This window comes from Agrobacterium sp. O3.4 (genome assembly GCF_041414895.1).
GTDB classification, from domain to species: Bacteria; Pseudomonadota; Alphaproteobacteria; order Rhizobiales; family Rhizobiaceae; genus Agrobacterium; species Agrobacterium cucumeris.
Window position 1 is genome coordinate 2,566,314 of sequence record NZ_JALPZP010000001.1, and the last position, 24,233, is coordinate 2,590,546.

Annotated in this window: 21 protein-coding genes; 14 read left to right on the plus strand and 7 right to left on the minus strand. The window is 60.0% G+C overall.

Annotation, left to right across the window (positions count from 1 at the left end; genetic code table 11):
- The first annotated feature begins 89 nt into the window (after positions 1-89).
- Complete coding sequence (locus M0412_RS12525) at positions 90-1,328, plus strand: lytic murein transglycosylase (protein WP_371338224.1); 1,239 nt, start codon at positions 90-92, stop codon at positions 1,326-1,328.
- 21 nt (positions 1,329-1,349) lie between these two features.
- Here the strand turns inward: M0412_RS12525 and M0412_RS12530 are convergent, their stop codons facing one another.
- A complete protein-coding gene (locus M0412_RS12530; RefSeq protein ID WP_142840735.1) occupies positions 1,350-2,978 on the minus strand; it encodes an MFS transporter in 1,629 nt (542 codons plus the stop codon).
- A 287-nt stretch (positions 2,979-3,265) separates the two neighbouring features.
- Here M0412_RS12530 and rimP point away from each other — a divergent pair, with 287 nt between their 5' ends.
- From rimP to M0412_RS12575, 9 genes are all read left to right on the plus strand, one after another.
- The gene (gene rimP, locus M0412_RS12535; RefSeq protein ID WP_142840734.1) at positions 3,266-3,862 is read left to right on the plus strand and encodes a ribosome maturation factor RimP; all 597 of its coding nucleotides are present in this window, start codon (positions 3,266-3,268) and stop codon (positions 3,860-3,862) included.
- A 62-nt stretch (positions 3,863-3,924) separates the two neighbouring features.
- A complete protein-coding gene (gene nusA / locus M0412_RS12540) occupies positions 3,925-5,541 on the plus strand; it encodes a transcription termination factor NusA (protein ID WP_142840733.1) in 1,617 nt (538 codons plus the stop codon).
- Positions 5,538-6,239 (plus strand): RNA-binding protein, encoded by a 702-nt coding sequence (locus tag M0412_RS12545; protein ID WP_269700593.1) that lies wholly within the window; start codon positions 5,538-5,540, stop codon positions 6,237-6,239. Before nusA ends, M0412_RS12545 begins: the two co-directional genes overlap by 4 nt.
- 101 nt (positions 6,240-6,340) lie before the next feature.
- The gene (gene infB, locus M0412_RS12550; protein WP_269700595.1) at positions 6,341-9,100 is read left to right on the plus strand and encodes a translation initiation factor IF-2; all 2,760 of its coding nucleotides are present in this window, start codon (positions 6,341-6,343) and stop codon (positions 9,098-9,100) included.
- Between the two features lie 75 nt (positions 9,101-9,175).
- Positions 9,176-9,592, plus strand: coding sequence for a 30S ribosome-binding factor RbfA (gene rbfA, locus M0412_RS12555; RefSeq protein ID WP_006309910.1), 417 nt, complete (start codon positions 9,176-9,178; stop codon positions 9,590-9,592).
- Between the two features lie 3 nt (positions 9,593-9,595).
- Positions 9,596-10,543, plus strand: coding sequence for a tRNA pseudouridine(55) synthase TruB (truB, locus tag M0412_RS12560; RefSeq protein WP_269700597.1), 948 nt, complete (start codon positions 9,596-9,598; stop codon positions 10,541-10,543).
- A gap of 217 nt (positions 10,544-10,760) precedes the next feature.
- Complete coding sequence (rpsO, locus tag M0412_RS12565; RefSeq protein ID WP_006309908.1) at positions 10,761-11,030, plus strand: 30S ribosomal protein S15; 270 nt, start codon at positions 10,761-10,763, stop codon at positions 11,028-11,030.
- A gap of 268 nt (positions 11,031-11,298) precedes the next feature.
- The gene (gene pnp / locus M0412_RS12570; protein ID WP_142840729.1) at positions 11,299-13,446 is read left to right on the plus strand and encodes a polyribonucleotide nucleotidyltransferase; all 2,148 of its coding nucleotides are present in this window, start codon (positions 11,299-11,301) and stop codon (positions 13,444-13,446) included.
- 175 nt (positions 13,447-13,621) lie between these two features.
- Complete coding sequence (locus M0412_RS12575) at positions 13,622-14,638, plus strand: class I SAM-dependent methyltransferase (RefSeq protein ID WP_142840728.1); 1,017 nt, start codon at positions 13,622-13,624, stop codon at positions 14,636-14,638.
- A 17-nt stretch (positions 14,639-14,655) separates the two neighbouring features.
- On the opposite strand, the gene M0412_RS12580 is transcribed toward M0412_RS12575, so the two are convergent.
- Entirely contained in the window at positions 14,656-15,600 is a 945-nt protein-coding gene (locus M0412_RS12580; protein ID WP_269700598.1) for an AEC family transporter, read from the minus strand.
- Positions 15,601-16,087: 487 nt separating this feature from the next.
- Between M0412_RS12580 and M0412_RS12585 the strand changes: the two genes are divergently transcribed.
- The gene (locus M0412_RS12585; protein ID WP_269700599.1) at positions 16,088-17,080 is read left to right on the plus strand and encodes an adenosine kinase; all 993 of its coding nucleotides are present in this window, start codon (positions 16,088-16,090) and stop codon (positions 17,078-17,080) included.
- Here M0412_RS12585 and M0412_RS12590 read toward each other — a convergent pair.
- On the minus strand, positions 17,073-17,606 hold the full coding sequence (locus M0412_RS12590; RefSeq protein ID WP_193559512.1) for an SH3 domain-containing protein: 534 nt from the start codon (positions 17,604-17,606) through the stop codon (positions 17,073-17,075). The genes M0412_RS12585 and M0412_RS12590 overlap by 8 nt on opposite strands.
- Positions 17,607-17,787: 181 nt before the next feature.
- On the opposite strand from M0412_RS12590, the gene M0412_RS12595 reads away from it, so the two are divergent.
- Both M0412_RS12595 and M0412_RS12600 read left to right on the plus strand, forming a co-directional pair.
- Entirely contained in the window at positions 17,788-18,792 is a 1,005-nt protein-coding gene (locus M0412_RS12595; protein ID WP_142840724.1) for a D-glycerate dehydrogenase, read from the plus strand.
- Positions 18,793-18,839: 47 nt separating this feature from the next.
- Positions 18,840-19,529: a hypothetical protein gene (locus M0412_RS12600; RefSeq protein WP_269700601.1), complete on the plus strand. Its 690-nt coding sequence runs from the start codon at positions 18,840-18,842 to the stop codon at positions 19,527-19,529.
- Positions 19,530-19,571: 42 nt separating this feature from the next.
- Here the strand turns inward: M0412_RS12600 and M0412_RS12605 are convergent, their stop codons facing one another.
- From M0412_RS12605 to recF, 3 genes are read right to left on the minus strand one after another with little or no spacing between them, the layout of a single operon-like run.
- Positions 19,572-20,048, minus strand: a complete 477-nt coding sequence (locus M0412_RS12605) for a GNAT family N-acetyltransferase (protein ID WP_269700602.1) — start codon at positions 20,046-20,048, stop codon at positions 19,572-19,574.
- The gene (locus tag M0412_RS12610; protein ID WP_269700604.1) at positions 20,045-20,812 is read right to left on the minus strand and encodes a molybdopterin-synthase adenylyltransferase MoeB; all 768 of its coding nucleotides are present in this window, start codon (positions 20,810-20,812) and stop codon (positions 20,045-20,047) included. Before M0412_RS12610 ends, M0412_RS12605 begins: the two co-directional genes overlap by 4 nt.
- Positions 20,813-20,834: 22 nt before the next feature.
- The gene (gene recF, locus M0412_RS12615; protein ID WP_269700606.1) at positions 20,835-21,959 is read right to left on the minus strand and encodes a DNA replication/repair protein RecF; all 1,125 of its coding nucleotides are present in this window, start codon (positions 21,957-21,959) and stop codon (positions 20,835-20,837) included.
- Positions 21,960-22,111: 152 nt separating this feature from the next.
- Here recF and M0412_RS12620 point away from each other — a divergent pair, with 152 nt between their 5' ends.
- On the plus strand, positions 22,112-23,215 hold the full coding sequence (locus M0412_RS12620; RefSeq protein ID WP_283159137.1) for an alpha/beta hydrolase: 1,104 nt from the start codon (positions 22,112-22,114) through the stop codon (positions 23,213-23,215).
- A gap of 29 nt (positions 23,216-23,244) precedes the next feature.
- Here the strand turns inward: M0412_RS12620 and nrdF are convergent, their stop codons facing one another.
- Positions 23,245-24,219 carry a class 1b ribonucleoside-diphosphate reductase subunit beta gene (nrdF, locus tag M0412_RS12625; protein WP_142840718.1) on the minus strand — a complete coding sequence of 325 codons (975 nt, stop codon included), beginning with the start codon at positions 24,217-24,219 and terminating at the stop codon, positions 23,245-23,247.
- Between the last annotated feature and the right edge of the window lie 14 nt (positions 24,220-24,233).

Here is a 24,233-nt window from a genome sequence, read left to right on the forward strand (position 1 = left end):
ACCGAATGCGAAACCGATTTGATTGTTTGTCCTGGCGCATTTCCGGACGGAAAACCGAGCTCCACTTTTCCTGGAAAAGCTTCAAGGCACTGGCTGCCATTCTTTCCGTTTTTTCAGCGACGGCGGCCATGGCGCAATCTGTGCCAACCCGTGCAGCCGCCGCCCGATACGACGCCGAATTCAATACATGGCTGAAAAAGGAAGTCTGGCCGGAAGCACGCAAGGCGGGTATTTCGCAAAAGACGCTCGATGCTGCGCTCACCGGTCTTTCCATCAACTGGAAGCTGCCTGATCTCGTCATCCCCGGCCAGAAACCGCCGAAGGAACAAAGCCAGAGCCAGGCCGAATTCTCTTCACCGGGCGCCTATTTCTCCGAGAAGCGATTGCAGGGGCTTGCCGGCACCGGTCGGTCGCTTGCCGCAACCCATGCAGCCACCCTTCGTCGCATCGAAGCGAAATATGGCGTGCCCGGCGATATCATCGTCGCGATCTGGGGCCGCGAATCCGGTTTCGGCCGCGCGAAACTGCCGCATTCGGTGGTCGATGTGCTGGCTACGAAGGCCTATATGTCCACCCGCAAGGAGATGTTCCGCACCGAGCTGATCGACGCACTGAAGATCGTCGAAAGCGGCGATGTTGCAGCTTCACGCATGATGGGCTCCTGGGCCGGGGCGCTCGGTCAGCCGCAATTCATGCCGTCGAGCTACCTCAAATATGCGGTGGATTTCGATGGCGACGGCCGGCGGGATATCTGGAACTCCGTACCGGACGCATTGGCATCCATAGCGAACTATCTTTCTCAGCGCGGCTGGCAGCGCAATCGCGACTGGGGCTTCGAAGCCTCGATCCCGGCCAATGTCTCCTGCGCGCAGGAAGGCCCGGACCTTGCACGGCCGGTGGCCGACTGGGCGAAGATGGGCATCACCCGCATTTCCGGAAAAGCCTTTCCGGCCAATGACCTTACCGCCGATGGCATGATGCTGGTACCAGCCGGGCGGCATGGGCCGGAATTCGTGGTGACGCCGAATTTCTACGTCATCAAGGAATACAACAATTCCGATCTCTACGCCCTGTTCATCGGCAATCTCGCCGACCGCATCGCCCATGGGGCGGGGCCATTCAAGGCGGAATGGGGCAATGTCGGCTCTATGCTGCGCTCGGATGTTCTGGCCATGCAGAAGGCACTGGTTGCCAAGGGTTACGACGTCGGCAAGGCGGACGGGTTGGCCGGCTTCAAGACGCGCCGTTCACTTGGCGACTGGCAGGCGAAAAACGGTCTTTCACCGACGTGTTTTCCCGATGCGACGCTGAAGGCGACGCTGAGATAATCCGCTTTTAGCCCTCGCCTCTCAATGCTGATCGGTATGCGGCTTGTGGAAGATATCGTCGGTCGGCGGAATGGTCTGCCGCTCGATCATCCGGTGCACGCGCGGCCGTGTCTTGCCGCGATGAAGCTCCAGCAACCGGTCCCAGGCCTCGGCATCCGCCTGGGTGCGGCGGTGGTTATGGCGGACATATTCCACCCATGTCGGCACATGGTAGCTCTCGGTCCAGATGTCAGGATTTTCGAGATCGCGCATCAAATTCCAGTTGCGTGCGCCATCCCGGATGCGGATGCGGCGACGCTCGGCCATCAGCGGCAGGAATTCGCCGAGATCCTCGTCATGGATTTCATAATCGATGAGAATGGCGATCGGGCCGCTGCGCGGCTTGATATCAAGCCTCAACGGCGGCTCGACAAAGCGGTTGAGCGGATCGAGATTGAGCGAGGCGAAGGCTGGCATGGCGAGCTTGAGGCCAACGACGACGCCGAGCAGCATCAGCACGCAGGAACAGAGAAGCGAATAGGAAATACCGTAATCTTCGGCCAGTTCACCCCACAGCCAGCTGCCGACCGCGATGCCGCCGAAGGTCAGTGTCTGATAAAGCGACAGCGCCCGGCCCACCACCCAGCGCGGGGTGGAAAGCTGGACGATGGTATTGAACAGGGAAAGCGCCAGCACCCAGCAGGCGCCGGCGACGGTGAGAACCAGCGAGGTGATGATCGCGCTCGTGCTGATTGCCGTTATGCCGGAACTGAAGGCGAAACCTAAAAAGGCGACACGCACGATCCATTCGCTGGACATGACTTCCCGCAGCCGGGCACTGATGAGCGCGCCACCAATGGCGCCAACGCCGAACGCGCCCAGCATGACGCCATAGGTCAACGGACCGCCCTCGACCAGATCGCGGGCAACGATCGGCATCAAGGCTAGGATGGCACTGGCGGAGAGACCGAAGAGAAAGCCGCGCACCAGCACCTTGCCGATATTGGGCGACATCGCCACATAGCGCATTCCGGCCGATATGGCGGCAAGAAGCTGCTCGCGCGGCAAGGTCGAGGCGTGTTTGGGCGGCTGCCAGCGAAACAGGGCGTAAAGCAGGGTGAAGTAGCTGAGCGCATTGACGAAAAACGCGGCAGCGGCACCGGCGGCAGCGACGATGATACCGCCGATGGCGGGGCCGACGCTGCGGGTGATGTTGAAACCAACGCTGTTCAGCGTTACGGCGGCGGGCAAATCTTCGCGCGGCACCATTTCACCGACGGAGGCCTGCCAGGACGGATTGTTGAGCGCCGTGCCGCAGCCGATCATGAAGGTGAAGAACAGCAGCAGCCAGGGCGTGAGCCAGCCGGACCAGGCAAAAACCGTCAGCAGCACGGAGGCCGTCAGCATCAGGAGCTGCGCCGAGATCATAATGCGGCGACGATCAAAACTGTCGGCCAGCGCGCCGGAAATCAGCGAAAACATCATGATCGGCAGCGAGGTGGAAGCCTGCACCAGCGCGATCATGTTTTCAGAACTCGAAAGCGAGGTCATCATCCATGCGGCGCCCACCGCCTGGATCAGTCCGCCGAAATTCGAGGCAAGGCTGGCGACCCAGATTCGTCTGTAAGTCAAATGCCTTAAAGGCGCGAGTGGCGATTTACGGTCAGGCACGCTCTGTCCACTTGATGCAACTGCGATTTGTTAAACGGCAACTATAGACAGTGCCCAGAATGATGCCACCCCTTCCGACACGGTGAAGGTGAAAATGTGGCTGCGGACGCCATTGAAGCAGGAGCGCCCGCGAAAACCTTGCAATCCCGCCCCGATGGGTCTATATGACCCCTGAAATTCTTGATCGCTTGATGAAGAGTGGGGCCGCAAGGCTCCGCTCTTTTTCGTTAGGCGAACCGGAAACCACGGGCCAGGAGCCCGGTGAAAATCAGAGACCGGAAGGCCAGATGGCAGACACCGCACAAGAATCGCGACTGATAACTGAAACGGGCATCGACCAGCGCATTGCCGAGATCATCGAGCCTGTTTTGGCGGGTATGGGATATCTTCTGGTGCGCGTGCGGCTCTCCAACCAGAACGGCATGACGCTGCAGGTGATGGCCGAGCGCGAAGACGGCACCATGACCGTCGAGGACTGCGAAGCGATCTCCATGGCCATTTCACCGGTTCTTGATGTGGAAGATCCGGTCGATAAAGCGTATCATCTCGAAGTTTCCTCGCCCGGCATTGACCGGCCGATGGTTCGCAAATCGGATTTCACCCGCTGGCAGGGTCATCTGGTGAAGGTCGAAACCTCCATTCTGGTCGAAAACCGCAAGCGGTTTCGCGGCAAGATCGTCGAGGTCGATGCGGACGGCTTCAAGCTGGAACGCGACCAGATCGCCTATGGCGAGGAGCCGACAGTCATCGTTCCGTTCAGCGCGCTTTCCGATGCGAAGCTTATTCTGACGGACGACCTTATTCGTGATGCGTTGCGGGCAGACAAGGCGGCAAAGGCCGCCGCCGCAAACCAGAACGATGAAAACGAAACAGACGAAGACTAATTCCAACGTAAAGCCCGAAAACGGGCGATCCCCGCAATTATGCGACTTACGGAGATAGAAAAATGGCAGTGAGTGCTAACCGGCTTGAGCTTCTGCAGATCGCCGATGCTGTGGCGCGCGAAAAGGTCATCGACCGCGAAATCGTGCTTGCCGCAATGGCCGACGCTATCCAGAAAGCCGCCCGCTCGCGCTATGGTTCGGAAACCAACATTCGCGCCGACATCAACTCCAAGACCGGCGAAATCCGCCTGCAGCGTCTTCTGGAAGTTGTCGAGGCCGCTGAGGACTATTCGACCCAGATCCCGCTTGAGCTGGCCCGCGACCGCAACCCGGACGCCAAGCTCGGCGATTTCATCGCCGATCCGCTGCCGCCGATGGATTTCGGCCGTATCGCCGCCCAGTCGGCCAAGCAGGTCATCGTTCAGAAGGTTCGTGAAGCCGAGCGTGACCGTCAGTATGATGAATTCAAGGACCGTATCGGCGAAATCGTCAACGGCACCGTCAAGCGCGTCGAATATGGCAATGTCATCGTCGACCTCGGCCGTGGCGAAGGCATCATCCGTCGCGACGAGATGATCCCGCGGGAAAACATGCGTTACGGCGACCGCGTGCGCGCCTACGTCTACGACGTTCGCCGCGAACAGCGCGGCCCGCAGATTTTCCTGTCGCGTACCCATCCGCAGTTCATGGTGAAGCTCTTCACCATGGAAGTTCCGGAAATTTACGACGGCATCATCCAGATCAAGTCGGTCGCCCGTGACCCCGGTTCGCGCGCCAAGATCGCCGTTATCTCGAACGATAGCTCGATCGATCCGGTTGGCGCCTGCGTCGGTATGCGCGGCTCTCGCGTTCAGGCCGTCGTCGGCGAATTGCAGGGCGAGAAGATCGACATCATTCCGTGGAGCCAGGAGCCGGCGTCCTTCATCGTCAACGCCCTGCAGCCGGCGGAAGTTGCCAAGGTCGTTCTGGACGAAGAGTCCGAGCGCATCGAAGTGGTCGTTCCCGACGAGCAGCTGTCGCTCGCCATCGGCCGTCGTGGCCAGAACGTGCGTCTGGCATCGCAGCTCACCGGCTGGGACATCGACATCATGACCGAGCAGGAAGAGTCCGAGCGTCGCCAGAAGGAATTCAACGAGCGCACGGCACTGTTCATGGACGCCCTCGACGTCGACGAGATGGTCGGCCAGGTTCTGGCTTCCGAAGGCTTCGCACAGGTCGAAGAACTCGCTTATGTCGATCTCGGTGAAATTTCCTCGATCGAGGGTTTCGATGAAGACACCGCCGATGAAATCCAGACCCGCGCCCGCGAATATCTGGAACGTCTGGAAGCCGAGATGGACGCCAAGCGCAAGGAACTCGGCGTTGCCGACGAGCTGCGCCAGATCGACGGCCTGACCTCACAGATGATGGTTGCGCTGGGTGAAGACGGTATCAAGACCATCGAAGACTTTGCCGGCTGCGCCGCGGACGATCTGGTCGGCTGGAGCGAACGCAAGGACGGCGAGACCAAGAAGTTCGAAGGCATCTTCTCCAAGCTCGACGTTTCGCGCGTCGAGGCCGAGAACATGGTGGTGCAGGCCCGTCTTCTGGCTGGCTGGATCACGGCCGAAGATCTCGCTTCCGAAGAGGAAGCCAATGCTGAAGCTGCCGAGGAGGCGGATACCGCCGAGCAGGAATGACATCGCAGGCGCATGAGCCGGACGAACTGCCCGAGACCGATGAGGACGGGCGGCTTGCAGGCAACGTCAATGGACGTATGTGCATTGTGACACGGCAAAGCGGATCACCCGATGAGCTGATCCGCTTCGTCGCAGGCCCGGACGGCAGCGTCGTGCCGGATCTGAAACGCCAATTGCCGGGGCGCGGCTGCTGGGTAACACCCGAGCGCGCCCTGATCGAGAAAGCCATTGCGAAGAAGATCTTCGCACGGGCACTCAAACGCGACGTCAAGGCCGGACCGGAGCTTCTTGCTCTTCTGGACCGGCTGATGGCGCAGCAGCTTGCCGGAATGATGAACATGGCGCGCAAGGCGGGCCAGTTCATCAGCGGCGCGACGAAGGTCGATGCCGCCGTCCGGTCCGGGAACGCGATTGCCGTGTTCCACGCGACCGATGCTGCGGCTGACGGCGTGAGAAAACTGGACCAGGCCCGCAGGGCCTGGGCGTTCGGCAGCGATGCCGACAATGAAATTCCGTCCTTCCGGCTCTTCAGTAGCGCCGAAATGGACGAGTTGATGGGCCAGAATGCTTTTATCCATGCTTGCGCGCTTGCGGGGCAGGCGGGTGAGGGTGTAGTGAAGCGCGCAACGATGCTTGAACAGTACCGCCTTGGCGGTCGATCTCAGGCGGAACGCGACGCTGCCCGGACAGAACAATGACGCGGTTAACCGACATGAACGGTCGCCGCGTTCCGATGCAGCAATTGAACGACGAGACCTGATGGACGTCATCCGGTTCTCGTCCGAAGGAACGGGAACGAATGACCGACAACAACGACGACAAGACACTTAACGCGCCGGCCAAGAAGACTCTCACCCTCAAGCCGGGCGGGATGAATCAGGGCACCGTGCGGCAGGATATGGGTCGAGGTCGCACAAATGCGGTTGTCGTGGAAACACGCAAGCGCCGCCCCCTACGTCCCGAAGACGAGAAGCCGGTTCAGCCGATCGCGGCAGCAGCACCTGCGCCGAAGCCCGCAGCACCGGCACCTGCCCCCGTGGCAGCGCGTCCGCAGGCTCCCCAGCCGCGCATTCATCAGCCAGGCGGCCAGCAGCAGCGTCCGGGTTCTTCCCAGTCGCAGCAGCGTCCCGGCTCGTCCGCACCCCAGCAGCGCCAGCCTGATCGCCCGCGCGGCAACGTTCTGCACGATCTTTCCGCCGGCGAGATGGAAGCCCGTCGCCGTGCGCTGATGGAAGCGCAGGCTCGCGACGTGGTGGAAGCTAAGCAGCGTGCCGAAGACGAAGCCCGCCGCAAGGTCGAGGAAGAACAGCGCATCGCAGCCGAAAAGGTCGAGGCTGCCAACCGCGCTGCCGAAGAGGCCGCGGCTGCCAAGGCAGCGGCAAGCCAGCCTGCCGCTGAAGTGAGATCCGAACCGGCCAGCGAAAAGCCGGCTGCAGCCTTTGCACCGGCCCCCCGCACTGACGCACGTCCTCAGTCCGCCGCCGCTGCCCCCCGTTCCGCTCCTGCAACGCCCGACGCGGCCGCTCCGCGCGGACGTCGTACCGGTGGCGACGAGGAGGATGATCGTGGTGCCGCGCGTCGTGGCAGCAGCCTTCCGGCTCGCGGCAAGGTCACGGCTCCGGTTCCGGCCAAGCCCGCTGCCCGCCTGAAGACGGAAGAAGAACGCCGTCGCGGCAAGCTTACCGTTACCTCGTCCAATCTGGATGAAGACGGCACGCCGCGTGGTCGCTCCATGGCATCCATGCGCCGCCGGCAGGAGAAATTCCGCCGCAGCCAGATGCAGGAAACCCGCGAAAAGGTTATGCGCGAAGTGATCCTGCCGGAAACCATCACCATTCAGGAACTGTCGCAGCGCATGTCCGAGCGCGCCGTTGACGTCATCAAGTTCCTGATGAAGGAAGGCCAGATGATGAAGCCGGGCGACGTCATCGACGCCGATCTGGCGGAACTGATCGCCGTCGAATTCGGCCACACCGTCAAGCGCGTTTCTGAATCCGACGTGGAAGAAGGCATCTTCAACCAGGCTGACGACGAAGGCGAAATGGTTTCCCGTCCGCCGGTCGTGACCATCATGGGTCACGTCGACCACGGCAAGACCTCGCTGCTCGACGCCATCCGTCAGGCAAACGTGGTTGCTGGCGAAGCCGGTGGCATCACCCAGCATATCGGCGCCTACCAGGTTGAGAAGAACGGTCAGAAGATCACCTTCATCGACACCCCCGGCCATGCCGCCTTCACGGCCATGCGTGCCCGTGGTGCGCAGGCGACCGACATTGCCGTTCTGGTTGTTGCCGCAGACGACAGCGTCATGCCGCAGACGATCGAATCCATCAATCACGCCAAGGCGGCCGGTGTTCCGATCGTCGTCGCGATCAACAAGATCGACAAGCACGAGGCAAATCCTGACAAGGTTCGCCAGCAACTGCTGCAGCACGAAGTTTTCGTGGAATCGATGGGTGGTGAAGTTCTTGACGTCGAAGTGTCGGCCAAGAACAAGCTCAACCTCGACAAGTTGCTCGAAGCAATCCTGCTTCAGGCGGAAATCCTCGATCTCAAGGCAGATCCAAGCCGCACCGCAGAAGGCACGGTCATCGAAGCCGAGCTGGACCGTGGACGCGGCGCCGTCGCCACCGTTCTCGTGCAGAAGGGTACGCTGAGACCTGGCCAGATCATCGTTGCCGGTGACCAGTGGGGCCGTGTGCGTGCGCTCGTCAACGACAAGGGCGAACACGTCAAGGAAGCCGGTCCGGCCATGCCGGTCGAAATCCTCGGCCTTTCCGGCACACCGTCGGCCGGTGACCGTTTTGCGGTTGTCGAAAACGAAAGCCGCGCCCGCGAGATTTCCGAATACCGCCAGCGTCTGGCACGCGACAAGGCTGTCGCCCGCCAGACCGGTCAGCGCGGCTCGCTGGAACAGATGATGAGCCAGTTGCAGACTTCGGGACTGAAGGAATTCCCGCTGGTCATCAAGGCGGACGTGCAGGGTTCGGTCGAAGCCATTATCGCTTCGCTCGACAAGCTCGGCACAGACGAAGTCCGCGCTCGTGTCGTTCACTCTGGTGCTGGTGCCATCACGGAATCGGATATCTCGCTTGCCGAGGCATCGAACGCCGCGATCATCGGCTTCAACGTTCGCGCCAACGCACAGGCACGTACGGCGTCCGAACGCGCCGGTATCGAAATCCGCTACTACAACATCATCTACGATCTGGTGGATGACGTTAAGGCGGCGATGTCGGGTCTGCTTTCTCCGGAACGTCGCGAGACCTTCCTCGGCAATGCCGAAATTCTCGAGGTGTTCAACATCACCAAGGTCGGCAAGGTCGCGGGTTGCCGCGTCGTCGAGGGCAAGGTGGAACGTGGTGCGGGTGTCCGTCTGGTGCGCGACAACGTCGTCATCCACGAAGGCAAGCTCAAGACCCTCAAGCGCTTCAAGGACGAAGTCAACGAAGTGCCGGTTGGTCAGGAGTGCGGTATGGCATTCGAAAACTACGAAGACATCCGCGCTGGCGACACCATCGAGTGCTTCCGCGTCGAACACATCACGAGAACGCTCTAAGCGTTCTCGCCGCAAAACAGGATTTTTCTGTCGGGCGCCGGCTTACCGGCGCTCGCTCCGTTTGAGGCATTACCCATGGCAAAAGCAACATCATCGGCCCCTTCGCAACGCATGCTGCGTGTTGGCGAACAGGTGCGCGCCGCCCTTACCCAAATTCTCCAGCGCGGCGAAGTCCGCGACGACCTGATCGAAGGCACCGTCATTTCCATCTCGGAAGTGCGCATGTCGCCTGACCTCAAGATCGCGACAGCTTACGTGACGCCGCTTGGCGTTGCGGATCACACCGACATCATCAGCGCGCTGAACCGCCACGCGAAATTCATGCGCGGCCGTCTCGGTCCGCAGCTGCGGCAGATGAAATACATGCCGGAACTGCGTTTCCGCGACGATACGAGTTTCGACAATTACCAGAAGATCGACGCACTCCTGCGGTCACCGGAGGTGCAGCGCGATCTTGGACCTTCAAACGAAAAAGACGACGAACAGAACTGAAGCATGTCCAAACCACGCAAACAGCAGCACCGCAAACCCAAGGGCCGCCCGATCTCGGGCTGGCTGATCCTCGACAAGCCGCTCGATTTCGGCTCCACCGAAGCCGTTTCCAAGATCAAGTGGCTGTTCAACGCCCAGAAGGCAGGCCACGCCGGAACGCTCGATCCGCTGGCTTCCGGCATGTTGCCGATCGCCCTCGGCGATGCCACCAAGACCGTGCCTTACGTCATGGACGGCCGGAAAATCTACGAATTTACCGTCACCTGGGGTGAGCAGCGCGCAACCGACGATCTGGAAGGCGAGGTCGTCAATTCCTCCGATCAGCGCCCGGACGAACAGGCGATCCGCGATCTTCTGCCCAATTATACCGGTGTGATCCTGCAGACACCGCCGCAATTTTCCGCGATCAAGATTGCCGGCGAGCGCGCCTATGATCTGGCGCGCGACGGCGAGACGGTGGAAATCCCGGCACGCGAGGTGGAAATTCACCGCCTGACGCTGCTTGCCTGCCCCGACGCCAATACCGCGCATTTCGAAGTGGAATGCGGCAAGGGCACCTATGTGCGGGCGCTGGCACGTGACATGGGCCGCGATCTCGGCTGTTTCGGCCATATTTCGGAACTGCGCCGCACGATGGTCGCCCCGTTTGGCGAAGACATGATGGTGCCGCTTGAAACGTTGACGGCGCTGGAAGCCATCGAAGACCGCGACGAGCGGGTCGAGGCGCTGGACGCCTTTCTGATCGACACGGCGCAGGCGCTTTCCTCGCTTCCGCATCTCATCATCAACGACGACCAGGCGCATCGGCTGAAGATGGGCAACCCCATCCTGCTGCGCGGGCGTGACGCGCCGGCCAATCATCCGGAAGCCTATGCCACCGCGCAGGGCAAGCTGGTCGCGATCGGCGAAATCGGTGAGGGAGAGTTTCGGCCAAAGCGGGTTTTTGGCTGAAATAGACTGTCTTCATGTATTTCCGGACGGAAAACCGCATCCGTTTTTCTCGGAAATGCTCCGCGAGGCCCAGTCAATCACCTCTTTCAATTGTACCCGGAATAGTTTATAGGCAGCGCCAGCTTGGGCTTTGCCTATGCTGCTGAATGGCCAGAGCTGGACGACATCCCGGCTCTAGGCGTCCCCGTTTTTCCTTAAAACAAGAAAGGATCGTACGATGTCGATTACTGCAGAGCGCAAAGCCGCCCTCATCACGGAATATGCCACCAAGGCAGGTGACACCGGTTCTCCGGAAGTTCAGGTCGCAATCCTGACCGAGCGGATCAACAACCTCACCGGTCACTTCAAGGACCACAAGAAGGACAACCACTCCCGTCGTGGCCTTCTGACGCTGGTTTCGAGCCGTCGTTCGCTTCTCGACTATCTGAAGAAGAAGGACGAAGCCCGTTACACCAAGCTGATCGGTGCTCTCGGCATTCGCCGCTAAAACTTGTGCCCGGCGGGTTTCACCACGATACCCGCCGGTTTTTATATTGGGTCTTCTGAAGGCCGCATGAATTTCCGGGCGTTTGCCGCAGCTGTGGCCCCCGGACGACAAGGGTGACCCGGATGGGCCGGTGCCGCCTTTTCAACCGCAGACCTGTCATGGGGCAGGATTGCCGGATGCTTGCACCTTAAAAGCCTCCCGCTGTCTTGCCCGTGATTGCGTCGTTCTTCGCCCCCCATAAGGCGGCAAGTACAAACAAGGACAAGATATGTTCAATAAGCACTCCGTGGAAATCGAATGGGCAGGCCGCCCGCTGAAGCTCGAGACCGGCAAGGTTGCCCGTCAGGCTGACGGCGCCGTCATCGCAACCTACGGCGAGACGATGGTTCTCGCGACCGTGGTTTCCGCAAAGTCTCCGAAGCCCGGCCAGGACTTCTTCCCGCTGACCGTCAACTACCAGGAAAAGACCTATGCAGCCGGCAAGATTCCCGGCGGTTATTTCAAGCGCGAAGGCCGTCCGAGCGAAAACGAAACCCTCGTTTCGCGTCTGATCGACCGCCCGATCCGCCCGCTTTTCCCTGAAGGTTACAAGAACGACACGCAGGTTGTCGTGACCGTCATCCAGCACGATCTGGAAAACAACCCCGACATTCTGTCGATGGTCGCCACTTCGGCTGCGCTGACCCTTTCCGGCATCCCGTTCATGGGTCCGATCGGCGGCGCGCGCGTTGGCTACATCAACGGCGAATATGTTCTGAACCCGCATCTGGACGAGATGGAAGAATCCACGCTTGATCTGGTTGTTGCCGGCACCTCCGACGCCGTTCTGATGGTTGAATCGGAAGCCAAGGAACTCAACGAAGAGATCATGCTCGGCGCCGTCATGTTCGGCCACAAGGGCTTCCAGCCGGTTATCGACGCGATCATCAAGCTTGCCGAAGTTGCCGCCAAGGAACCCCGCGAATTCGAACCGGAAGATTTCTCCGCGCTCGAAAACGAAATGCTGGCTCTGGCCGAAACCGAACTGCGCACCGCCTACAAGATCACCGAAAAGGCTGCCCGCTACGCTGCCGTCGATGCCGTGAAGGCGAAGGTCAAGGCCCACTTCCTGCCGGAAGAAGGCGAAGCCAAGTACAGCCCGGAAGAAATCGGCGCCGTCTTCAAGCACCTGCAGGCGAAGATCGTTCGCTGGAACGTTCTCGACACCAAGAGCCGCATCGACGGCCGCGACCTGTCGACCGTTCGTCCGATCATTTCGGAAGTCGGCCTGCTGCCGCGCACGCACGGTTCGGCGCTGTTCACCCGCGGTGAAACCCAGGCGATCGTTGTTGCGACGCTCGGCACCGGCGAAGACGAACAGTATGTCGACTCGCTCACCGGCATGTACAAAGAACGCTTCCTGCTGCATTACAACTTCCCGCCCTACTCGGTCGGTGAAACAGGCCGCATGGGCTCCCCGGGCCGTCGCGAAATCGGTCACGGCAAGCTCGCATGGCGCGCGATCCGTCCGATGCTGCCGACTGCGGAACAGTTCCCCTACACGCTGCGCGTCGTTTCCGAAATCACCGAGTCCAACGGCTCTTCGTCGATGGCAACGGTTTGCGGCACCTCGCTTGCACTGATGGATGCCGGCGTTCCGCTGGCAAAGCCGGTTGCCGGTATCGCCATGGGCCTTATCCTTGAAGGCGAGCGCTTTGCGGTTCTCTCCGACATCCTCGGCGACGAAGACCACCTCGGCGACATGGACTTCAAGGTTGCGGGTACGGCCGACGGCATCACCTCGCTGCAGATGGACATCAAGATCGCCGGTATCACCGAAGAGATCATGAAAATCGCTCTGGAGCAGGCACAGGGTGGCCGCAAGCACATTCTCGGCGAAATGGCCAACGCCATCACCGAGAGCCGCAGCCAGCTCGGCGAATTCGCACCGCGCATCGAAGTCATGAACATTCCGGTCGACAAGATCCGTGAAGTCATCGGCTCCGGCGGCAAGGTCATTCGCGAAATCGTTGAAAAGACCGGCGCCAAGATCAACATCGAAGACGACGGCACCGTCAAGATCGCTTCTTCTTCCGGCAAGGAAATCGAAGCGGCCCGCAAGTGGATCCACTCGATCGTTGCTGAACCGGAAGTCGGCGCCATCTACGAAGGCACGGTCGTAAAGACCGCTGACTTCGGCGCTTTCGTCAACTTCTTCGGCGCCCGCGACGGCCTCGTCCACATCTCGCAGCTCGCTTCCGAGCGTGTGGCCAAGACCTCCGACGTCGTCAAGGAAGGCGACAAGGTCTGGGTCAAGCTGATGGGCTTCGACGAGCGTGGCAAGGTTCGCCTGTCCATGAAGGTTGTCGACCAGGCAACCGGCCAGGAAGTTGCTGCCGACAAGAAGAAGGAAGACGGCGAAGCCGCTGCCGAATAAGGTCGCGCCGCCAGACCCTATCGAGGCGCGGGTTCTGCCCGCGCCTTTTTTCTATCCCGCTTAGATCCTTTGGCTTTCCTTCTCACCGCCAGAGAGATCTAACTCTTTGATTTAACGCATTGTCCAGATGTAAAAGCAGTCCCGCTTTTCCTGGAAATGCCCTAAGGACGCTCCCATGAGCCGCGACGCTGTTAAAACCCTTTTCCACCCCTTTGCCGCAGAAATGCTCGATATGCCGAAAGAGGGCGAACGCGTTCTGTTTCTGGGAGCGGAGGCTGGCCCGCGGCTGGATGGTTTTGACGCGGAGATCATTGCCGTTCAGCATCTTCGGCCACTTTACCGGGCTCTGCAGGCGCAGGGCGCGCAGGTCACCCCGGACATTTCGGGCGAGGATTACGATGCGGCACTGTTGCTGTGCGGTAAACATCGTGGCGAGAACGAAAACCGCGTCGCGGAAGCACTGTCCCGCGTGAAAGCCGGCGGCCTGATCGTCGCGGCGGGATCAAAGGAAGACGGCATCGTGACGCTGCGCAAGACGCTGGCAAAGCTTGGCATCGAGGCCGACTCGACGCCCAAATACCATGGTGTCGCGCTTTGGTTCAAACGTCCGGACGATGTTTCCTCGGCTCTCTCGAAGCTTGCCCAGAAGCCCGTGACGGTTGAAGGCCGCTTCACCGCCCTGCCCGGCATGTTCTCACATGACCGCGTCGATGACGGCTCGGAGCTTCTCGCATCGCGCCTGCCGACCGATTTTGACGGCAACGCCGCTGATTTTGGCGCGGGCTGGGGTTACCTCTCGGTAATGCTGGCGGAAAAATCGCCGCGCACGGCCCGCATCGACCTGTTTGAGGCGGACTGGAATGCGCTTGAATTTGCGAAGACCAATCTTCTTGAAAACAATCCGCGACTGACGGCACGTTTCTTCTGGCAGGATCTGGCGAACGAACCGCCGAAGGAAAAATACGATCTCATCATCATGAACCCGCCTTTCCACGCGGCGGGACAGGCGGCAGAGCCCGCTCTCGGTCAGGCTTTCATCAAGACGGCAGCCGGCGCGCTTCGCAGCGGCGGCAAGCTGCTGATGGTTGCCAATCGCGGCATGCCCTATGAGCCGGTACTGGCAGCGGAGTTCCGCACCAGCGCCGAGGTATGCCGTAACGCCCGCTTCAAGATCCTCAGCGCTCAGAAATAATCAATTCAGCAGGGCGGTCAGCTCAGCAGCCAAGCCCACAGCGACACGGAAAGAACGCCGGTCGCCGTGGAAATGCTGATGGTGGAGGCCGCGACGCTGTGGCCGATGCCAAAGCGATTGGCGATCAGCCAGGCGTTCACCCCCGTCGGCACCGACGAGGTGAGCACAAGGGCCGCAGTCCATTCCCGGCTAAGGCCGAGAGCGTGGCCCATAGCCCACACGCAGGCGGGCAAGAGCAGCAGTTTAAACACCGTCATGGTAACGGCAATGCCAAGATTGCCGCGAATGGTGTATTTCGTCAGCGCCATGCCGAGCGAGATGAGCGCCGCTGGCCCTGCCATTGAAGCAATCTGATCGACCACGGTTTTGAGGATGGGTGTCAGCGTCACACCGGAAACATTGGTTGAAAGGCCAATCACAAGGCCAATCACCAGCGGATTGGTAACGAGGTTGCGACCGACCTGTTTGAAGACCGCAGCCATGCTTCGCTTTTCACCCCCGACGGCCTTGTGCGTGGCGTTCTCCATCAGGATCGTGCCGGCAATCATCATGACCGGCAGGTGGATGGCCAGCAGAATGGAAAGCGCCACCAGCCCCTCATCGCCAACGGACCGGCCAACGAGCGGTAGGCCGATGAAGATATTGTTGGCGAAGGCCGAGGAAATCCCGGCAATGACGGCGATACGCACATCCTGCTTGAAGACGTAACGGGTGACGATATGTCCGATTGTCCAGGTCACGGCCACGCCGGCGAAATAGGTAATCCAGAGCCGGAAGGGCGACGCACCGTGGAAGTTCGCTTCCGCAAGCGTGCGAAAGATCAGTGTCGGCACGGCGATCTTGAACACGAAATCGCTGAGAATCTCGCCGGCATCGGCACGGAACAGACCGGCCTTGACTGTAAGCCAGCCAATCAGGATGAGAATGAAAATCGGAGCGACGTTAGCGGCAACGGCAGACATGGAGGGAAAGCTTTCGCGGCTTTGCGGGAGATACTCCGCTTTAGAGCGTTTTCCACTGGAATGGAATCGCGAAAACGCTGAGCGTCTTTGTTTTCGCCCGATTGCGGATCGCATGCCGCGGGAGCCAGCCCGATCAAGCGCCGTCACCGGGAATGGTCTTCGCTGCCCATAACCCCGCATTCCGCGGCGTCAGCGCAAAGAAAAAGCGGGGTTTCCCCCGCCTTTTATGTCCGTTATACGCCGCCAGTACATCCGTGGCGGAGATAACGGTTGAGCCAGAAGACCATCATGTCTTCCATTCCGGTACGCATTCACACACCTTTTGCTCTGGAAGGAGCAATAGCTTAACCACATTACAGGCAGATGACGCGTTTCTTCCCCCCCAGGAGAGAACCGCATATTTTCCCTTTGGGCTTTTCTTGCCGCCAGAAATGTTTAAGACCGTTTGAAAATACGCACACGCCTCGTGCGAACCGGATAGGGCCCCATGACGAAATTCGACGTACTGACTGTCGGCAATGCCATCGTCGACATCATTTCCCGCTGCGACGACCGCTTCCTCAACGACAATGCCATTACCAAAGGCGCGATGAACCTCATCGATGCGGAACGCGCCGAGCTGCTTTATTCGCTGATGGGTCCAGCTCTCGAAGCCTCCGGCGGCAGCGCGGGTAACACGGCGGCCGGTGTGGCGAATTTCGGCGGCAAGGCCGCCTATTTCGGCAAGGTCGCCGAAGACCAGCTCGGGGAAATCTTCCAGCACGATATCCGTGCGCAGGGCGTCTATTTCGAAACGAAGCCGGAAGGCACGTTTCCGCCCACCGCCCGTTCGATGATCTTCGTGACCGAAGATGGCGAGCGTTCCATGAACACCTATCTCGGCGCTTGTGTCGATCTCGGGCCGGAGGACGTGGAAGAAGACGTCGTGGCGCAGACCAAGGTCACCTATTTCGAAGGTTACCTTTGGGATCCGCCGCGCGCCAAGGACGCCATTCGCGAATGCGCCCGCATTGCGCATGAAAACGGCCGCGAAGTTTCCATGACGCTGTCCGACAGTTTCTGCGTCGGCCGTTACCGCGAGGAATTTCTCGACCTGATGCGCTCCGGCACGGTGGACATTGTTTTCGCCAATAAGCAGGAAGCGCTTTCGCTTTACGAGACCGATGATTTCGAGCTGGCGCTGACGAAAATTGCCGCCGACTGCAAGATCGCGGCGGTGACGATGAGCGAAGAAGGTGCCGTTATCCTGCGTGGTACGGAACGGGTGAAGGTAGAAGCCTATCCCGTGCATGACGTGGTCGACACGACGGGTGCAGGCGATCTTTTCGCCGCCGGCTTCCTGTTCGGTTATACGCAGGACCGATCGCTCGAAGATTGCGGCAAGCTCGGCTGCCTTGCGGCCGCGGCCGTCATTCAGCAGGTAGGGCCGCGCCCGATGTCATCGCTCAAGGCGCTTGGCGCAAAGCACGGCCTTATTTAAAGGCCTCTCCGGGATAAGCACCCCAGATTTCGCCCTGCGATACCCAGCCCGAGGCCTGACCGGCCTCGGCGCGGCACCAGTCGCCGTTGCATTCACCGATCCTGAAGACGACGCCCGGCTCCAGCCTGGCGATGACCGAAGCACCCGACTGCGCTTCGCGGCGCATGTTTACGTAAACTTCCTTGCCCTTGCCACGCATCCATGGGGCTGCGACGGCCGTGCGCTCGCCGGACAGCAGCGCCTGGTTGACCCAGCCTTCCGTGCCATCGGCATCGCGGATGCGCCGCCAGTTTTCATATTCCTGGATGATTTCGACAGGCATTCCCGATTTCAGATACATCCACGACACGGCATAATCCGTGCTGGGGCCGATGCGCATATTAACACGCTTGGACTTCAGGCTGACGAAACGCGGCAGGGGCAGACCACTTGCGCCCTTGGCGGCACCCTGCGCCATGGCTTCGGTGGCCGCGCCGAGGAGGCCCAGAGACAATGCAATGCAAACGATAGAAACCACACTGCGCATGCCCATTTCCGTTTCCCGCCTTCTACAAACCGGATGATATTTTAAGGAGGCTCGGTTCCACATGCCTCGAGCCTCGGCGAGTTTTGTTTGTCTTCGCCGGCGGGTCTGGTAGAAACGCCCTGATTGAAAGAAATTATCGCTCTTTCTGGTTAATGACTTCTGAACAAGGCAGCGGCAAACGATGACCCACAAGAAGAGACCGACAGTCTATATCACCCGCAAATTGCCTGACGTCGTCGAGACCAGAATGCGCGAACTCTTCGATGCTGAACTGAACATCGATGATACGCCGCGCAGCGAGGCAGAGCTTGTCGCCGCCATGCAGCGGGTGGATGTGCTGGTGCCGACGGTTACCGACCGCATCACTGCGGCCATGATCGAGAAGGCCGGACCGCAGCTGAAGCTGATCGCCAGCTTTTCCAACGGCATAGACCACGTCGACGTTGATGCCGCGGCCAGGCAAGGCATTACCGTTACCAATACGCCGAATGTGCTGACCGAAGACAGCGCCGATATCACCATGGCGCTGGTGCTGGCCGTGCCGCGCCGCATGATCGAAGGCACGCGCGTGCTTGCCAATGGTTCGGACGAATGGCTGGGCTGGTCGCCGACCTGGATGCTGGGGCGGCGCATTTCCGGAAAACGCATCGGCATTGTCGGCATGGGCCGCATCGGAACCGCGGTTGCGCGGCGCGCCAAGGCCTTCGGCCTTTCCATTCATTATCACAACCGCAAACGCGTTAACCCGGCGACTGAGACGGAGCTTGAGGCGACCTATTGGGACAGCCTCGACCAGATGCTGGCGCGCGTGGATATTGTCTCCGTCAATTGCCCTTCGACACCCGCTACCTACCACCTGATCTCGGCGCGGCGGCTGGCGCTGATGCAGCCAACCAGCTACATCGTCAACACGGCGCGCGGCGATATCATCGATGAAGCGGCGATGATCCAGTGCCTGCGCGAAGGAAAAATCGCCGGCGCCGGTCTCGATGTCTATGAGAATGAGCCTGCGGTGAACCCCAAGCTCATCAAGCTCGCCAAGGAAGGCAAGGTTGTCCTGCTTCCCCATATGGGCTCGGCGACGATCGAAGGGCGCATCGAAATGGGTGACAAGGTCATCATCAACATCCGTACGCTGTTCGATGGACACCGTCCGCCGAACCGGGTGCTTCCGGGGCGTAGCTAAATCAGCTAAAGAAATCCTCGTCTGATTATCGCGTGGAGGGAAGGTCAATGGGAATCCCGGCAAAGTTTTTGCTGCTCATCTCCGCCTTGCTTGTTCTGGGCAGCAGCCCCGCTCAAGCCGCTTCACTCTCCCCCGAAGAGACAGCAGAACTTTATTATCGTGCCTGGCTGAATTTTGACCGCAGCAGCATGGCTCGACTGGATAAAGAATGGGGTTCTGCAAATGGCGGTCCGCGTTACGTCGATATGGAACTGGTTGCCGATCCGGTCGCCTGGCAGCTTAAATATAAGAGTTCCAACGCGCCAAATGGGACCACAAGCGAACAGCAGACTGAGTTTGCAAAATTGTGGGTGGCAAGCACGAAGCGCGCGCGCTGCCAGGCTGAACCAGCACGCATCGGAGCGCAGTTGCCCACGGGTGTCTTCCTGGCGCGGATCAAGATGAACTGCGTCGTTCCGGATGCCGAACCGGCCTTCAAAAAGCTGAAGGCGGGCGCAAAGCCGGATGACCTCGGTGACGGTGGCCGCATGCCGTCAGCGGACCTTATGAAACAGATGGCGGAAGCCGCGATGACAGCACCGGTGACGCATAAGGTCACGACGGAAATTCAGCTCGTCAGCGGAGCGGACAAGCGCATCTGGCGGGTCGGATCAGGCGACGTTCAGCCCGAAACGGGCATTGACCAAGTTTCCGCTGTCTTTATCGCGCAAATGCTGCAATCCGGCCTGCTGCGATAGGCCTTTTCGCAATACCGGTTTTGCTGCAACGATTGAAAGGCCTCAACCGAGGAATTTCGTCATTTCAATCGAGGTTGTGCGATCATAACCGGCATGGGCATTTTCAGCGGTCCTGACGAAACCCCAGGCGGCGAATTTGGCGTGATTGGCACCAAGCTCGATGCGCGTTTCCAAGCGTAGCGCCGGAAGCGCCAATTCGCCAGCCAGTGTTTCAGCTCTTTCAAGCAACATCCTGCCGATGCCCTTTCCCTGCGCTTTCGGGGAAACACAAAGCTTGCCGACATAAAGGCAGGCCGGCGGCTCCGGCCGGCAAAACAGGCAGCCCAGCAGCTCATCGCCGTCAAGCGCCACGAAAGCGATCTCTGCCCTCGCCTTCTCGGCAAGATTTTCCAGTGTCAGGAGATGGGCCGACGACGGCGGATCGATGACGCCATCCATATAGGCGAAGGACGCCATGATGAGCGCCAGCAATTCCTGCCAGCGATCGAATTTTTCGCCGACCCTTGCGATTTCGATCATGGTTTCTTTCCCGCTGGCCGGCGCTTGTAACGAACGGTTTCGAAACGGGCCGACAGGGCATCATAGAGAAGCAGGCGGCAGATCAGGGGCTCACCGGCACCTGTTATCAGCTTGATCGCCTCCATGGCCATGATGGTGCCGATCACCCCCGTCAGCGCCCCGACGATGCCGGTTTCGGCGCAATTGGGAATGAGGCCCTGCGGCGGTGGCTCCGGAAACAGATCACGATAGCCCGGCAGAAGAGCGCCGTCGGCGTTGGTTTCATAGGGTTTCAACACGGTAACCGAGCCATCGAAACGGCCGACGGCGCCGGTGACCAACGGCCTCTTCGCCGCTTCCGCTGCATCGGCAGCGGCATAACGCGTATCGAAATTATCCGAACCATCGATCAGCAGATCGAAGGACGGCAGATGGTCATGCGCCCAGACCTGCGAAAAGCGCTCCTCATAAACCAGCGCTCGGACATGTGGATTGAGACGGGCGATGGCCTTGCGGGCGCTTTGCGTTTTCAGCTCGCCGATCGTGCCGCTATCGTGAATCACCTGTCGCTGGAGGTTGGACAGGGAAACGACATCGTCGTCAATCATGCCGAGCGTGCCGACACCGGCGGCGGCAAGGTAATGAAGGACGGGCGCGCCGAGACCGCCCGCGCCAATGACCAGCACGCGCGCCGCTTTCAGCCGTTGCTGACCGGCACCGCCGATTTCCGGCAGCAGGATGTGGCGCTTGTAGCGTTCGATCTCTTCCGGGCTCAGCGGGTCCATCTTGCCCTCCATCTCTCTATCGTCATCCCGTGACGCTCCCGTGGGAAACATTGAAGAACTGCGCCCGCTCGCCAAGGGCGGAGAACATGGCCGCATCCGTTCCGGTCATGAAACTCTGGCCGCCGAGCGCATGGATGAGATCGAACAGGGCGGCACGTCTGCCCTCGTCCAGATGAGCGGCGATTTCGTCCAGGAGCAGAATGGGCGCATGTCCGGTCATATTGGCTGTCAGCTGCGCATGTGCAAGCACCAGCCCGACCAATAACGCTTTCTGCTCTCCGGTCGAGCAGCGTTCCGCTTCCATGTTCTTTTCCGCATGGCGCACAAAGAGATCAACGCGGTGCGGGCCATCCAGCGTGCGGCCTGCCGCCGCGTCCCGATACCGGCCCTCCCGCAGCATCAGACCATATTCGTCTTCCAGATCGACAGCCGGCCGATGAAGCCCGCCGTCCATGAAGCCGGAGAGCGCAAGCGCCGCCGACGGGAAAGCAGCGTTGCCGGCCCGGCCCTCAATCAGGGTCTTCAACAGGCCGAGCATTTCATAACGGGCAACCGCCATGGAAATGCCGAGTTCGGCCATCTGTTTTTCGATGCCGTCCAGCCAGACCGGATCAAAACGGCCTTCCGACAGCAGGCGATTGCGGCCGCGCATGGCCTTTTCGAAATCGCTTGCCCGCCTGCCATGGGCGGGATCGAGCGACAGCACCAGCCTGTCGAGAAAACGCCGACGGTCCGATGACGAGCCGGTGAAAAGGCCGTCCATGGCGGGCGTCAGCCACAGCACGCGCAGATGATCAGTCAGTTCGTCAACGGATTTTACCGATGTGCCGTTCAGCCGCAGGCGACGTGACACCACTTCGCCATCGCCTTCAATCCCGGTGCCGATGGCAACTTCGCCATCCATGCCTTCGACATCGGCGAAGATCGAGAACCCGGCGTCCGCGCCGACGCGGGTAACATCGGACAGGGTGGCCCGGCGAAGGCCCCTGCCGGGTGAAAGAAACGAGACGGCCTCCAGCAGATTGGTCTTGCCTGAGCCATTATCGCCGGTCAGCACAACATGGCGATCATCAAGTGTGAGCGCCGCCGCCGCATAGTTGCGGAAGTCCGTGAGTTTCAGCCGTAAAAGCGACACCTTGTTCGTCATCTGTACGGCCTAAAACGAACATGGCCGGATGGCAAGAAGGGGAATGCCCATCCGCATGAAAGACCGTCACAGCAAGGCAATTCATTCTCCAGTAGCAACTTTTCGGACGGCCGGTTATTTATGAGCCGTTCCTTATCATCGGTAGCCCATTCATGCGCCTGATCTTTTCGCTGTTTCTCACTCTCGGTATTCTTTCATCCTGTGCAGGCAGGCCGGGGGCGGACGTGCTGCAGGCCATAAACACCAAGGCCCACGGCACGAAAATCGTGACGGCCTATGTGGTGAGCACACGGGAGAAAAACACCGACGCGAAAAAGGGGTTTGGCACGGAGCGGGCAATGGAGCCGAATTATGCAAGCTTCGACATTTCTATTCCTCCTACTCATAAAAGTGGAAAAATCGAGTGGGCCAGCGGCAAGCCGGATCCGAACAAGGATTTCGTCGTTACCCGCGCCGATACGCTGACGAAGCCGAGCTTCAATGCCGATCTTGGCGACGTCGCCCGGTCCGGCAAGCAGATCGCGCTTTTTGTGCATGGTTATAATTACAGCTATCAGGAAGCCCTGTTCCGCGCGGCGCAAATGGCTGCCGATGCCAAGATGGATGGCGTACCGCTGGTGTTCTCCTGGCCATCGCAGGCCAACGTCACCGGTTACGTGGCCGACAAGGAATCGGCGACCTTCTCGCGTGATGCGCTGGCGGGTGTGCTGATCGACCTTACCCGGCAGACCCCGCGAAAAAGCGTTGTCGTGTTTGGCCACAGCATGGGTGGCTGGCTGGTCATGGAGGCGCTGCGCCAATTGCGCTTGCAGGGCAGGAACGACGTGCTCGCCAAGCTGCAGGTGGTGCTGGCAGCACCTGACATCGATGCCGATGTGTTTCGCAAACAGATCGAGGTGGTGGGCCGGCTCAACCCGCCGCTCACCGTTCTCGTTTCCAAGGACGACCGCGCCCTTAAGGCATCCTCCATTTTGGGCGCGGATGTCACCCGCATCGGCGCACTTGACGTGACCGACCCACAGGTACAGGAAGCCGCCCTGAAGGAGGGCGTGCAGTTCATCGACATTTCCAAACTCGAGGCTTCCGATCCGCTCAACCATGACCGCTATGCGGCGCTGGCCTCGATGGTACCGCAGCTGGAATCCAGCAGACGCGAGGGCGACATCAACAGTGCGGGTGCCTTCGTTTTCGATGCGATCGGCGCGACCGTCTCCAGCCCCTTCCGCCTTGCGAGCCAGGTGGTGAACCCGCAGTAGTTTCTGCGGGTTCTTACCGTTCTCCGGTCTCAGAAATCCCAGTCTTCATCTTCGGTGGCAACGGCTTTGCCGATGACATAGGACGAGCCGGAACCGGAGAAGAAGTCGTGGTTTTCATCGGCATTGGGTGAGAGTGCCGAGAGGATCGCCGGGTTGACGCGGCAGGCCTCGGCCGGAAACAGCGCTTCGTAACCCAGATTCATCAGGGCCTTGTTGGCATTGTAATGCAGGAACTGCTTGACGTCCTCGGTCAGGCCAACGCCGTCATAGAGGTCTTCGGTATATTTCGCCTCGTTGTCATAAAGCTCGAGCAAGAGATCGAAGGCGAAGTCCTTGATTTCCTGTCTCTTTGCCTCGCCCAGACGATCCACCGCCCGCTGGAATTTGTAGCCGATGTAATAACCATGCACAGCCTCGTCGCGGATGATCAGACGGATCAAATCCGCCGTGTTGGTGAGCTTGGCGCGGCTTGACCAGAACATCGGCAGGTAGAAGCCGGAATAGAACAGGAAGCTTTCCAGAAACACGCTGGCGATCTTCTTCTTCAGCGGGTCACCGCTGTCATATTCCCGCATGATCAGCGCTGATTTGCGCTGCAGGAACTCGTTTTCCTCAGACCAGCGATAGGCGTCGTCAACGTCAGGCGTGAGGCATAGTGTCGAAAAGATCGACGAATAGGAACGGGCGTGCACGGCCTCCATGAAGGAGATGTTGGAAAGCACCGCCTCCTCATGCGGCGTTGCCGAATCCGCCATCAGCCGCACGGCGCCGACACCGTTCTGGATGGTGTCGAGCAAAGTCAGCCCAGTGAAGACGCGGATCGTCAGCTTCTGTTCTTCGGGCTTCAGCGTTCCCCAGGAAGGAATGTCGTTGGAAAGCGGCACTTTTTCCGGCAGCCAGAAATTCGAGGTCAGGCGGTTCCAGACTTCGAGGTCCTTGTCGTCCTCGATGCGGTTCCAGTTGACCGCGCGGATGCGGGACGCGGTTTTTACGGCGATGTTCATTCTCTTGTCCCTCA